The organism is Plantactinospora endophytica (assembly GCF_016862915.1).
Classification (GTDB): Bacteria; Actinomycetota; Actinomycetes; order Mycobacteriales; family Micromonosporaceae; genus Plantactinospora; species Plantactinospora endophytica.
This window is the reverse complement of record NZ_BONW01000015.1, coordinates 1-13,989: the sequence shown is the minus strand read 5'-3', so window position 1 is coordinate 13,989 and position 13,989 is coordinate 1. Positions and strand designations below refer to the sequence as shown.

General features: G+C 71.5%; 6 protein-coding genes and 1 pseudogene. 3 read left to right on the top strand and 4 right to left on the bottom strand.

Features of this window, described 5'->3' with window-relative positions:
• Positions 1-172: 172 nt before the first annotated feature.
• Positions 173-3,082, bottom strand: coding sequence for a glycoside hydrolase family 48 protein (locus Pen02_RS16100; protein ID WP_203866871.1), 2,910 nt, complete (start codon positions 3,080-3,082; stop codon positions 173-175).
• Between the two features lie 1,165 nt (positions 3,083-4,247).
• Here Pen02_RS16100 and Pen02_RS16095 point away from each other — a divergent pair.
• Together Pen02_RS16095 and Pen02_RS16090 are read left to right on the top strand one after the other, a co-directional pair.
• Positions 4,248-5,747 carry a GH1 family beta-glucosidase gene (locus Pen02_RS16095; RefSeq protein ID WP_239140825.1) on the top strand — a complete coding sequence of 500 codons (1,500 nt, stop codon included), beginning with the start codon at positions 4,248-4,250 and terminating at the stop codon, positions 5,745-5,747.
• A gap of 74 nt (positions 5,748-5,821) precedes the next feature.
• Complete coding sequence (locus Pen02_RS16090; protein ID WP_203866870.1) at positions 5,822-6,850, top strand: phosphotransferase family protein; 1,029 nt, start codon at positions 5,822-5,824, stop codon at positions 6,848-6,850.
• Positions 6,851-6,891: 41 nt separating this feature from the next.
• On the opposite strand, the gene Pen02_RS16085 is transcribed toward Pen02_RS16090, so the two are convergent.
• From Pen02_RS16085 to Pen02_RS16075, 3 genes are all read right to left on the bottom strand, one after another.
• Positions 6,892-7,314 (bottom strand): roadblock/LC7 domain-containing protein, encoded by a 423-nt coding sequence (locus Pen02_RS16085; RefSeq protein WP_203866869.1) that lies wholly within the window; start codon positions 7,312-7,314, stop codon positions 6,892-6,894.
• Complete coding sequence (locus Pen02_RS16080) at positions 7,311-9,788, bottom strand: sensor histidine kinase (RefSeq protein ID WP_239140823.1); 2,478 nt, start codon at positions 9,786-9,788, stop codon at positions 7,311-7,313. Before Pen02_RS16080 ends, Pen02_RS16085 begins: the two co-directional genes overlap by 4 nt.
• Positions 9,789-10,003: 215 nt before the next feature.
• Positions 10,004-11,416, bottom strand: a complete 1,413-nt coding sequence (locus Pen02_RS16075; RefSeq protein WP_203866867.1) for an FGGY family carbohydrate kinase — start codon at positions 11,414-11,416, stop codon at positions 10,004-10,006.
• A gap of 309 nt (positions 11,417-11,725) precedes the next feature.
• Here Pen02_RS16075 and Pen02_RS41790 point away from each other — a divergent pair.
• Positions 11,726-13,741 (top strand): annotated as a pseudogene (locus Pen02_RS41790) (anthranilate synthase family protein); the annotation flags it as partial.
• Positions 13,742-13,989 lie beyond the last annotated feature (248 nt).

Here is a 13,989-nt window from a genome sequence, read left to right as displayed (position 1 = left end):
GGGCGGCACCCCCTGGTGCCGCCCGCCCGGTGGGCGGTGGTGGCCGCCCTGTGTGCTGTCCGTGGAGTGGGAGTGGGAGTGGCGGGCCGGCCGGATCGCTGCGTTGGCCAATCCGGCCGGGCCCGCCACGGTTGGCCTGACCGTGGGAATCAGGCCCGTCTGGTGACCGGGATCAGCCGATCAGCCGGTCGTAGTCGTGCAGTGCCATCGCCACGTCGATCTGCGCCCAGAAGCGGTGGTACGTGAACGTCGGCACCGCGCCACCGTTCAGGTACGACTGCACCTTGGGCCAGTCCGGGTCGTCCTGGAGGAACGAGCGGATGCTCAGGAACGTGGAGTTCGAGTTGATCGGGTCGCCGTTCGGCATGGTGCCGGAGAAGCCCGGCGGGATGTAGAGACCCTGACCGGTGCTCGAGTTGTAGGTGTCGTCGAAGCGGTTGTAGTCCGCCTTGGTCTCCGTAACCGCGACGCCCTTGTCGGTCTTGTGCTGGAGCACGGCGTCGAGCAGGGCCTTGGCGGTGTCCTTGGACGCCTGGTGGTTCGCCTTGGCACCGTAGTAGATCAGCGTACGGGCGTACGCACCCGCGACACCGACGTCCTGGGTGTGGTCGACCACCGAGACCCGCAGGTTGCTGTTGTTCACCGAGGTGGTGCCGGAGGTCCAGTTGCCACCGGGCTGACCGCTCCAGCTCAGCGTCGACGGGATCTGGTAGTTGGCACCGCTCACCGTGGTGTTGGCGATCGCCCAGTTGACCCACTTGTCGAGCAGCGCCTTGGCCCGGGCGTCACCACTCTCGTGGTAGTACTCCGCCACCCGCTCCATGCTCCACGCCTGGAAGCCGAACCACTGGTTCGACGGCGGGTCGTGGTAGACCGGCTTGGCGTCGTACACCATGCCGTAGAAGGTCGGCACGCCGGACGGGCGGGCGCTGTAGTCGCCGTTCCAGCTGTTGGTGGCGCCACCCGCGATGGCACCGTCGGCGGACTGGAGCCAGGTGTAGAAGTCGATCTGCCGGGTGAGGCTGGTGGCCCAGTCGGTCCGCGCGGTCGAGGACCGCGGGATCAGCTCGGTCACCGTGGAGAGGGCGTACGCGGCGAACGGGTTCTGGTAGCCGCCGTGGTTGTGGCTGGAACCGATCCGCCACGACCAACTGCTGCTGCCACCCTGCGAGCCGCCCCAGGCGTAGTACCAGGAGAGCAGGTACGCGGCGCTGTTCTTGCCGGTGCCGGTCGCGCAGGACGGCGAGGCACACCCGGGCTGCTTGAAGTACTTGTCGTACATCGCGTAGCGCAGGTAGTCGCCCATCTTGGCGGCGTTGGCGATGGTGGCCGAGATCTGGCCCTGCGCGCCCTGCTCCTTGGCCCACTTCAGCGCCCAGTACGCGGCCTGGACGGCACGCGCGTCGGCGTCGGGGGCGTTGGTGTAGCGCCACTGCTGTGCGTAGGAGGAGTCACCGATGAACAGCGGCAGGTAGCCGTTCGGGCCACCGTCCGCGAAGGTCTCGCAGGAGGGGTGCGGAACGGTCTCGAAGACCGACTCCTGCGGGCCGCGCTGGTAGGTGTTGATGTACGCCGGCTTGGTGGTGCCGTCGCCGCAGCGACCGTAGCCGTAGACGTTGTCCACGTCGAGCAGCCAGTGCATGCCGTACATCCGGCCGCTGTTGTAGGTGGACTGGAGTTCGGCCGCCAGCGGGTCCTGGCCCACCCGGACGTTCGCGTCCAGCTTGCCGCCCTGCTGCGGGTAGAGGTCCGGCCGGTTCGCCTCGGGGGCGTAGTCGGCCGGGTCGCTGGCGTTGTAGTTCGACTGGGTCTCGGACGGGATGATGTACCGGTCCATGATCTGCCAGGCGTTGTTGAACGGGCTCCAGTTTCCGGTGGTACGGCCGTACATGGCCTCCAGGAAGAGCCAGTAGCTGAACGCCTCGGAGGTGGTCTCGTGACCGTGGTCCGGTGCCTCGACCAGCAGCGTCTCGACCGAGTGGTACGGCACGCCCTCGGGGCTGAAGTAGCCGTTCGCCGGCGCCTTGATCTTGTTGTAGAGCTCCAGGAACTCCTCGCCGTACTCGCCGGCCGGTCCGCCGCCCTCGTCGTCGGTGACGGTCACCTGGGTGGTGCCCGGAGTACGCCCGCTGGCGCTGGCGGTGATGGTCGCGGTGTCGTTGGTGTCGTCGGCGTCCTGCGCGGCGTTGACCGTGACGTTGACCCCGGTGTTCCAGTTCGACGGGGTGATCGTCGCGGTGCTGGCGCCGAGCGTCACGTCCGCGTCGCCGGTCTTGGCCAGGCTGACGGTGACGTTGCTGGTCGGCGCGGCGCTGAGCCTGACGTTGAGCGCGGCGTTGCCGCCCTCGGGGATCGACAGTGTCGCCGGGACGACCACGCTCGCCTGGCTGGTGCCGCCGACGGTGAAGGAGACCTCGTCGATGCCGCTCAGCCCGGCACTGTCGTACGCGCGGGCCTGGGCGGTGTAGCTCCCGGCCGGCAGCGAGCTGTTGGTGTAGCTGTACGGGCTGCTGGTGTCGGTGCCGACCAGCAGGCCGTTGCGGTAGAACTCGACGCGCTGGACCGGCCCTTCGGCGTCGGTGGCGGTCGCCGCGACGGTGACGTTGGCGGGCGCGGTGAAGGTCGCGCCGTTGGCCGGGCTGGTGATGTCGACGGTCGGCGCGGTGTTCTGGGCGCCGTTGCAGGGGTTGCCGTTGATGGTGAACGCGGTCGGGTTGGCGTTGGTCCCCGAGTAGGAGCCGTTGAACCCGATGCTGGTGGAGGCACCGGTGGCCAGGTTGCCGTTCCATGCCGCGTTCGTGGCGGTCACGTTCGCGCCGGACTGGGTCCAGTTCGCCGACCAGCCCTGGGTGATCCGCTGGTTGCCCGGGAAGGTGAATCCGAGGCTCCAGCTGGTCAACGGGTCGCCGACGTTCCGGATGGTCACGGACGCGCTGAACCCGGAGCCCCAACTGTTGGCGGTGTAGGTGACGTCGCATCCGGGGGCCGCGTAGGCGGTGCCGGGGACGACGGCAACCCCTCCGACCACCAATATGCCGGCGGCGGCCATCGCCAGTCGGCGTCTTCCTAACCTCAGCTTCATTTCGTGACTTCTCCTCGCGGACCGGGCCGCGGTACTGCCGCGGCTGGGGCGCCTCCTGCGCGTGTGGTGCGGGGGCGTTGCGCGTGGGTGGGTAGGCGCCGGAATGGTGGTGGTCAACCCGTCCCGGACCGGGGTCGGCGGACGCCGGAGGAGACGCCGGACGTGGCGGCTCCGGAGCTGTGCGGGTGTGCCGTTCCGAGGAACTCGGATGCCCTGGCGACCCGTGATCGCGTCAGCTTGTGGCTCCCTGCCGCGATAGTTCGACAGTGTTGCATGGGAGCGCTCCCGCAGCAAGTGGAGCCGCGCCCAGCTCCACTACGGACGATCGGAGATGGCCGTTGACCTGGGAGAAGAGTCGATCGAGCGGAGCACGACGGAGTTTCGTCGACGTTGGCCCGATGTTTCGATCTTATTTTGGGTCTTTCACAAACCCGTGACGCGGGCTACAGTCCAACCAACGTCGATGGGAGCGCTTCCATTGATGATGGTGTAAGTAGCTTGGATCGCACCACCACGGGGCTGCGAGGGTCCGGCTCGCCGGACCGATCGACCCCGTTGGGCGAGCTACGCCAGATGTTACGTAGCCGCCGACCGCTCAGCCACAGGGCTGACGGCGGGCCAGCCCGGACTCCGCCGCCAGCCAGCTCACCACCGTCGGAAGGAGGTGGAACCAGAGCCACTCGCGTGGCCCGGCTCCCGCGCGGCACGCACGACCTGGACGCCAATTCCGCTCGTGCGTGTTTGTAACTCACGCTGGGGACGGGGGTTGCCCTCCCCGTCCCCACACTAACCCCCAGCCAACGACGGGAAAATCGGTCAACGGTACAGCGTCTCGACGCCGAACCGGTCGACCGGCTGCGTCATCGGCACCTCAGACGGCGACCGGCCTCGTCGCGACGCGACGAACGGTCGCCGTGGTCATGGTGCGCAGTGAACCTTTCTCAACCTCCCCTTGCGCTTCGGGGGACCACAAGGTCGGACGCGGCACCCGAGCGCCGTGCGGTTCAGGTTGAAAAAGGTTCAGTGGGGACGGGCAATGGACGAGGCCCAGACCCGCCATTGCCATCCGAACAACCCATACGCAACAGCCCGGTAGATCGCTTACGCTCTTGCATGGGAGCGCTCCCGGGAATCATGCGGAGGGCCCCACTCACGAGGAGACAGCATGTCCGTACTGACTCGGCGGCATCTGCTGCGCCGCGCCGCGTTATCCGCCAGCGCCGTTCCGGCCGCCCGCCTGTCCACGAGCACCGCGGCCGGCGCCGTGGCCGGCGGGATGACGCTGGGGAGTTGCGACACCGACTCCGAGGCCGACGACGAGCGACGTACGGCGCCGGACGCGCAGCTCGGACTCCGCTTTCCGGACGGCTTCGGGTGGGGCGCCGCCACCTCGGCGTACCAGATCGAGGGCGCCGCCAAGGACGACGGGCGGGGCGAGTCCGTCTGGGACACGTTCAGCCACACCCCCGGACGGGTCCGGGGCGGGGACACCGGCGACGTCGCCGCCGACCACTACCACCGGTACGTCGAAGACCTGGACCTGATGCGCGACCTCGGGCTCGGCACGTACCGGTTCTCCATCTCCTGGCCCCGGATCCAGGCCGACGGCACCGGCGCGCCCAACCAGCGCGGACTCGACTTCTACCGGCGCCTGGTGGACGGCCTGCACGACCGGGGCATCGCCCCGATGGCCACGCTCTTCCACTGGGACCTGCCGCAGTCGCTACAGGACATCGGCGGCTGGGAGTCCCGGGACGTCGCCTACCGCTTCGCCGACTACGCCGAGGCGGTCTTCGAGGCACTCGGCCCGAGCGTGCCGGTCTGGCTGACCATCAACGAGCCCAAGACCGTGGTGCAGAACGGCTACCTCCAGGGTCACCACGCCCCCGGCCTGCGCGAACCGGCCGCCGCCTACCTGGTCGCACACCACCTGCAACTCGCGCACGGCCTCGCGGTACGCGCGCTGCGCGCCACCGGCAGCACCAGCCGGATCGGCCCCGCGCTGAACCTGCACCCCTGCTACCCGGCCGACGACGCCCCCGGTGCGGTCGAGGCCACCCGGCTCTTCGACGGCTACGAGAACCGGCTCTACCTCGACTCGATCTTCAAGGGCGCCTACCCGACCGACGTGCTGGACGACCTCGGGCCGGACGACCGGATGGTCCGGGGCATCCGGGACGGCGACCTGAACATCATCTCGTCGCCGGTGGACCTGCTCGCCGTGCAGTACTACACCCCGATCTACGTCACCGCCGACGGCGGCACGATCCGCAAGTGGCCGACCTCCGAGGCGAGCTGGCAGCAGATCTTCCCCGACGGCATGTACGACATCCTGACCCGGGTGACCCGGGACTACGGCGACGTCCCGCTCACCATCACCGAGAACGGCCTGCCCACCCCGGACCGGCTCGGCGCCGACGGCACGGTGGACGACCCGGACCGGATCGCGTTCCTCCGCGACCATCTCGCGGCCGTACACCGGGCCATCTCCGACGGCGTGCCGCTGGAGAGCTACCACGTCTGGTCGCTGATGGACAACTTCGAGTGGAACGAGGGCTATGAACAGCGCTGGGGATTGATCTATATTGATTTTCCCACCCAGCGCCGGATCCTCAAGCGCAGCGCGGAGTGGTACCGACGGGTGATCGCCGACAACTGCATCTGACCCCGAACGGCACACCGGCCACCACTCGGGTAGGCACCGGCACCGCCGCCCGACCGCACCGCCGAGGGGGTTGCATGGAGATCGAGAGTTCGACCAGACGGCACGTCACCGAGACCGAACTGGCGTCACTGGTCCAGCGCGGCTTCGGCGGGCGGGTCGGGATCGACGGCTGGCGGGAACTCACCGGCGGCACCTACAACGCCGCCTACGCCGTCACCCTCGGCGACGGCACCGAGCTGGTGCTCAAGGTCGCACCGCCACCCGAGCTGAAGCTGCTCAGCCACGAGGTCGACCTGATGCGTACCGAGGTCGACTTCTACCGCCGGGCCGCCCGGGTGGTGGCCGCCGTGCCGGACGTGGTCTACGCCGATTTCGACCGGGATCTGATCGGCACCGACTTCGTCTTCCTCAGCCGGGTCGCCGGGACGGACCTGCACCGGACCCGGGACGAACTGACTCCGGCGCAACTCGCCGCCGTGCGCGGCGAGATCGCCGCACTCGCGGCCCGCCTGCACACCGTCACCGGCCCCGCGTACGGCTATCCGCTGCGCGGCAGCAGAAGCTGGCAACCGTCCTGGCGGGCCGCCTTCGGCGCGATGGTCGACGACATCCTCGCCGACGCCATCCGGCTGGGCAGTGCCCTGCCAGCCCCGCCGGATCGGATCGGCGCCCTGCTGCGCCGGCACGCCGACGTCCTGGACGAGGTGGACCGCCCCGCCCTGGTCCACTTCGACCTGTGGGACGGCAACGTCTTCGTCGCCGCCGATCCTGCCGGCACCGTCCGGGTGACCGGCCTGATCGACGGCGAACGGGCCTTCTTCGGCGACCCGCTGGCCGAACTGGTCTCGCTGACACTCTTCCGCGAACTGGACGACGAACCGGAGATCCTCGCCGGTTACGCGTCCGCCGGGCACGGCCGACTCGAACTGACGACGACGGCCCGCCGCCGACTCACCCTCTACACGATCTATCTCTATCTCGTCATGTGCATCGAAGGCGCCACCCGGGGCTGGCACAGCCCAGAGCGGACCGAGTACGAACGCTGGCTCGCCGGGCAGCTCGACGCCCAGCTCAGCCGGTTGGACCAGGCCGGGCGGGCATGAGACGACGCCACACCGTCGCCCCGTCGACCGGACGCGGACGGTCAGCGGGGCAGCGCCTGCTGGAGTTCGGCCCGCAGTGCCGGAGTCAGCATCTCGCCGGCCGCCTTGACCAGCTTCGCCATCTCGTAACCCACCACACCGATGTCGGCGTCGTTGGCCGCGAGCGTCGCCAGGATCGAACCGTCCCGGATCTGCATGACCAGGAAATAGCCCCGACCCATCTCGACCACCGTCTGCTTGACGATGTCGCCGTCGAACATCTCGGCGGCCCCGGTGGTGATGCTGGACAGCCCCGAGGTGACTGCGGCGAGCTTGTCCGCGTGATCCCGGGGCAGGTGTTCGGATACCGCGATCAGCAGTCCGTCCGCGGAGACGACGATGGCGTGCGCCACCCCCGGCACCCGTTCCGTGAACCCGCTCACCAGCCAGTTCAGATCCCGTGCCTCTTGACTGAGCGTGCTCAATACTTCTCCTCTTCGGTGCGCGCGCCGGTCGGCGCCATGGGTATCACCATCGTGTCCTCGGCCTCCGCCCGCCGGAGACCACCGTAGTACCGGGACAGCATCCCGCCCACCTGCTCCGGATCCGGCGCCTCACGCTGGACCGGCACCCTGGGCCGGGCCGGCTCGGATTTCGTCCGGAGCTGCGCCATCGGCACCCGGATCGGCAGCCCGTTGGCGTTGACGCCACCGGTCACCGGCACGGCGGGCGGGGCGTTCCCGGTGGCCAGCGCCCCGGTCGGGGCCTTCCCGGCGACTGCTGCCCCGGCCGGCGCGCCCTCCACGGCCGGGGGTGTCGCCGCGCTCCCCTTGCCCTGCCGGGACCACCAGGTGCTCGGCGGCCCGGCACCGGCACCCGAGGCCAGCCCGAGCACGTCCTCGGCCCGGGTCGGCATCTCCCGGCGCGCCGTGCGTCGCTGCGGGCCACCGTCGGAGCCGGCCGTGACCGCCGGGCCGGCCGGTGCGTGAACGCCGTTCGGACCGGCCACGGCACCCGCGACGACCTCGAGCATGCGCCGCCCCGGACCACTCGCCGGGTCCGGCGCCGGGGCGGGAGCCAGCAGGTTCACCGGCAGCCGTACGGCCGCCACCAGGCCACCCTGCCCGGTGCTCCGCAACCCCACCCGAACGCCCTGTCGGGCGGCCAGGTGGCTGACCACGAACAGACCCATCCGCTCCGACGCGGCGACGTCCGCGTCCGGCGGGACCGCGAGCACCTCGTTGGCCCGCTCCAGGGCGCTCGGGCTCATGCCCAGGCCCTGGTCGACGATCTCCACCAGGACACCGCCGTCCGGTTGACCGGACGCCTCGACCATCACCACCGTGTCCGGCCGGGAGAACGACGACGCGTTCTCCAGCAGCTCGGCGAGCAGGTGCACGAGGTCGGCGACGGCGTGCCCGACGACGTACAACCCGTCGGCGACGTCGTGCCGGATCCGCTGGTACTGCTCGATCTCGGCGACCGCCGCGAGCATCACCGTGGAGAGCAGCACCGGACGGTTCCACCGCCGGGTCGCCTCGCTGCCGGCGAGTACCAGCAGGCTGTCGTCGTTGCGTCGCATACGGGCGGCGAGATGGTCCAGCTTGAACAGGTTGTCGAGCTGGTCCGGATCGCTCTCGTCCTGTTCCAGATCGTCCAGCAGCTCCAACTGCCGCTCGACGAGTACCTGGCTGCGCCGGGCGAGGTTGACGAACATGGCGTTGACGTGGCGACGCATCACCGCCTGCTCCAGCGCCACCGTCACCGCGCTGCGGTGCACCGCCACGAACGCCTCGGCCACCTCGCCGATCTCGTCCATCGACCGGACGTCGGCCGGCGGCACCTCGAACTCGGCGGCGACCGGGTCCACCGTACGCAGCCGTTCCAGCGTCTCCGGCAGCTCGACCTGGGCCACCCGCAACGCCTGGCCCCGCAGCATCCGCAGCGACCGGGCCACCGACCGGCCGATGGCGATCGAGGTGAGGATCGCGGCCAGCAGTACGGCCAGTACGCCACCGGCGGTGAGCAGGGTGCGCCGCAGTTGCTCACCACTGCGGGAGTCCGCCAGCGTCACCGCGTCGTCGACCGCGCCCGCCTCGACCTGCCGGAGCAGGTCCGCGCGCTGCTGACTGATGGTCCACCAGCGACTTGGTTCGAGTACGGCCGCGGTACGGCCACCGGCGGAGAAGGTGGTCTCCTCCAGCCGTACCGCCGCCACGAAGTTCGGATCGGTCGAGGCGTTGTCGTACCGCTCGATCTGCTGGTCGGTGGCGGCGAGCCGGAAGCCGGCCAGCCCGGTGAGCTGCTGTGACCGCAGGTCGGCCAGCTTGACCAGGTCGGTCTGGTCGTAGCGGCCGGCCCGGGCGGCGGCGTAGAGCTGCCCCCTGATCCGCGAGTTGATCTCCTTGACCTGCGCGAACTCGACGTACCGCAGCACCGCGTCGGTCAGGTCGGCGTGGTCCGCGCCCGGCGACGGCTCGGCGAGCAGCACCAGCAGCACCTCGATCGCCCGGTCGTACTCGGCGAGCACCGGGTCGGGGTTCTGGCCGGCCGCCGGCACCGAGGCCCGGACCTCCGGCAGCCGTTCGAGGGCGTCGTCGACCCGGTCGTAGGAGATCCGCCACGATGCCTCCCCCGTGGCCAGCGGCGACGCGGCCTCCCGGAAGCGGCCGATCGCGCGGTCGGCGACCGGATAGACCCGTTCGAGCGCCGGCAACGGGCGGCCCGGCTCGACCGGCGACGCCGCCCCGGCACCGAGCGCCGCCAGCTCACCGGCGGTCTGGTCCCGCTCCCGCTGCAACTCGTGCACCAGCGCGGTGATCTCGCGGCCCACCGTCACCTGGTCGGCGAACTCGTCGAGCAGGTCGGCCTGGCCCACCAGCGCACCGGTCTGCGCCCCGGCGAGCACCAGGAACGCGACCGACGGGACCACCAGGACCGCGCCCAGCTTGGTACGCATCCGCCAGTCCTGCAACCGGAACGGCGACCTGCGGCGATGTGGCACCACTCGGACGTCGAGACGGCGCCGGCGGTGACGCGAGACGGCGCCATGTGACGGGTCCGGGGCGACAGCCACCATGCCTCCTACCGTCCTCGATGCGGGGCGCGCCAAGGAGCGGAGCTATTTCAATTCAGGCCCGGACCTGCTGTCAATGATCAGGGGGGCTCAACAGCTCACGAAGGATACTGCGGGCGATCAGATCTTGTCGCTGTCGCCGACTCGTCCTCATCCGTCCGGACGATGCGTTCGAGTCCGGACGCCCCGTCGAGCCGACCGATCGCCAGCAGAGCCGCGCCGACCGCACCGATTTCCGGATTCCGGACGTGGCGGACCTCGCGCGGCGCCAGCGCGACCGCGAAGCACCGCCGCCACCACTCGGACGCGGCGACCGCCCCGCCACCGAGGACCACCTGCACCGACTTGTCCAGGGTGGACTCGATCGCCGCGACACCGAAGGCGACCTCGCGGCAGAGCGCGTCCATCAGTCCGGCCAGGATGTCCACCGCCGTGCTGCTGAAGCCCAGCCCGGCCAGGGCCCCGGAGCCGGCCCGGGCGAGCCCGGGTGGACGGTCGCCGCCCAGCCGGGGATCGGCCGGCACCCCGTCACCGGGGGCGACCCGGGCCAGCGCCCGGTCGAGTTCCGGCCCGTCCGGCAGCTTCATCTCGCGGCGTACCCAGGCGTAGAGGTTGCCGCCGCCGGAGAAGGCGGTGCCGGTCACCACGTGCTCGTGATCGACCCGGTAGCGCCAGAGCTGCTCCGGCAACGGTGGCAGTTCGGCACCGGCCGGGGCCCGCTGGACCAGCCGGACCGCCGCCGAGGTACCGACGGTGACCGCCGCCCGCCGGCTGTCGTAGCAGCCGGAGCCCACGTTGGAGGCGGCGCCGTCGCCGCTGGGCGGTGCCCAGCGGGCGGACCGGAGCGCCGGCCAGCGCCGCGCGTACTCGGCCCGGAGCCGGCCGTGCCAGTCCCGTGGGGCCAGCGTCGGAAGTTCACCCGGACGTACCCCGGCCAGCTCGCACGCCTCCCGGTCCCAGTCCAGGAGGCGCAGGTCGAGCAGGCCGGTGCCGGAGGCCTGGGAGATCGACATGACCGCCTCGTCGAGCAGGGTGCCGAAGACGTACTCGACCAGGCCGACGAAGCGGATCCGGCCGCCACCGGCCCGCTCCCGCAGCCACGGCAGCCGCACCGACCAGTAGAACCGGTGCCACCAGGTGCCGGTACGCCGGTGGTAGTCGTCCGCATCCACCGGCCCGGTCACCCCAGGCGGCGCGATCGGGCGGGTGTCCAACCAGGTCAGCACCGGGCCGAGCGGGTCACCGGCGCCGTCCAGCGGCACCACCGAGTGCCACTGTGCCGAGGCGACGACGAGTTCGACGCCGTCGAGGTGCTCCGCCGCCGACAGCTCGTCGAGGCAGTCGACGAGGGCATCGAGGTAGGCCGGCCCGTCCAGGCTGGCCCGGCCGTCGCCCCCGATCGTGACCTGCGCCGGCCGACGGGCCAGCGCACCGGGCAGCGGCCGGGCGGCGGCGTCCAGCACCAGACCGCGCACCGACGACGTACCCAGGTCGAGAGCGAGAATCCTCATCGACGAAAACCGTACCCGTTCCCCGGCGCCGACCAGGGCAAGTGGCGCGGTACCGGCCGGAAGGACGGCCCTTCGCCCCGGGGTGACCACCTGGTGGGCAGGTACCCCGAAGGGGCACCGGGCTCGGCTCCGTTGCCCTAGACTCATTCCGTGCTCGCGCGACTCAACTCCTGGTGGCCCGCCATCCCGGCGGCCGACCTCCGCGCGTAGCTCTTCCACGCGGCCGCCCCACGCGGCGGCCGTCAGCGTTCCTCCCCCGCCTTCCGGCCACCGTTTCGGGACGGCCCCCGGCTGTGAGGGACGACTCCGATGACCCTGCTCGACCACCTGCTCCGCACCATCGCGACCGGTGCCGATCCCGGCCCGTTCGCCCTGCTGCGCCGGGACGGCGCCGCCAACCTCGAAGTCTTCACCGGTGTGCCACAGACCGTCGCCGACCTCGCCGCCATCCCGCTGGCCGCCGGGCCGGTCGGGCCGCGCACCCTGGCCGTGGTGCCGTACCGGCAGATCGCCGAGCGGGGCTTCGCCTGCGTCGACGACGGCGCCCCGCTGGAGTGCCTGGTCCTCGGCGAACCCGACCGGGTGCCGCTGGCGGAGGCGCTGGCCGCCCTGCCCGAGGTGCCGGTACCGGTCCTGGACGCCGGCTTCGACATCCCCGACCCCGAGTACGCGGAGATCGTCGGCCGGGTACTCGCCGACGAGATCGGCCGGGGCGAGGGCGCGAACTTCGTGATCCACCGCTCCTACCTGGGCACCCTGGCCGGTCCGGCACTGCCGGCGGCGCTGGCCGCGCTGCGTCGGCTGCTCACCGGCGAGCGCGGCGCGTACTGGACGTTCCTGGTCCACACCGGGACCCGCATCCTGGTCGGCGCCTCGCCGGAACGCCACGTCAGCGTGGAGGAGGGGCTGGTGATGATGAACCCGATCAGCGGCACGTTGCGCCATCCCGGCCGTACCCCGGACCGGGAGGCCCTGCTCCGCTTCCTCGCCGACCCCAAGGAGATCGACGAGCTGTACATGGTGCTCGACGAGGAGCTCAAGATGATGGCGACGGTGGCCGAACACGGCGGGCAGGTGATCGGCCCGTACCTGAAGGAGATGGCGCACCTGACCCACACCGAGTACCTGCTGGCCGGGCGGGGTTCGCTCGACGTCCGGGAGGTGCTCCGGGAGACGATGTTCGCGCCGACCGTCACCGGCAGCCCGATGGAGAACGCCTGTCGGGTGATCGCCCGGCACGAGCGGCGCGGCCGGGGCTACTACGCGGGCGTACTGGCGCTGCTCGGGGTCGACGAGGCGGGGCGGCAGACGCTGGATGCGCCGATCCTGATCCGTACCGCCGAGATCTCGCCGGCCGGGGAACTCCGGGTACCGGTCGGCGCGACCCTGGTCCGGCACTCCACCGCCGCCGGTGAGGTGGCCGAGACGCACGCCAAGGCGGCCGGGGTGCTGACCGCGCTCGGCCTCCGGCCGGAGCCGACCGGCTCGGCGGAGCCCGGTCCGGGCACCGTCACCCCGGACGAACCACCACTGGTACCGGTCGACGACACGTCCGGCCCCGTCACCCCGGGCAGCGACACGTCCGGCCGGGTCGGCGGGGTTGCCCCGGCGGCGGAGGTCCGGCTCGCCGACGACCCGGCGGTACGGGCCGCGCTGGCCGCCCGCAACGTCGGGCTGGCACCGTTCTGGTTGGAGCAGCGGACGCCGGGTGCCACGGTCCGGCCCGAGTTCACCGGCCGGCGGGTGCTGGTGGTCGACGCCGAGGACACCTTCACCGGCATGCTCGCGCACCAACTGCGGTCGCTCGGCCTGACCGTGGCGGTACGCCCCTGGAGTGAGGTTGCCGAGGCGGGCAGGTTCGACCCGGCCGGCGCCGACCTGACGGTGCTGGGCCCCGGGCCGGGCGACCCGGGACACCCGACCGACCCGAAGATGGTCGCCCTGCGTGGCCTGCTCGGCCGGCTGCTCGACGCCGGGGCACCGACCTTCGGTGTGTGCCTGGGCCACCAGGTGCTGGCCGCCCGGCTCGGCCTGACCCTGCACCGGCGCACCGCGCCCTACCAGGGACTGTGCCGCGACGTCACGCTCTTCGGCAGCCAGGCGCGGGTCGGCTTCTACTCCAGCTACACGGCGCTGGCCGACGCCGACGAGCGGGACACCGCGTACGGGCCGGTGCGGCTGGCCCGGGACCCGGCCGACGGGGCGGTGCACGCGCTGCGCGGGCCGACGTACGCCGGGGTGCAGTTCCATCCCGAGTCGGTGCTGAGCCGGGACGGGTTGACGGTGCTGACCGAGGTGCTGGGCTGGCTGCTGCCGACCCCGGCCCGGGCGCCACTGCCCGGCTCGCCCCCGGCCGGGACGACCTCGGCCGCAACGGGTGTGGCCGAACCGGCTGCCGGGACGCCGGTGCCGGGCGCGCCGATTCCGGCGGAGCCGGGGCAGAACGCATCCGTGGCGCATACTTCCCGCCATCCCGGGTAGGCATTTCGCCAGCCGGTGGTCCGGGCGGGTTGAGAGCCCCCGCCCGGGCCGCCGGTCCGCACCTCGGGCCCACCGCCCCTCGCCTCCTGGCC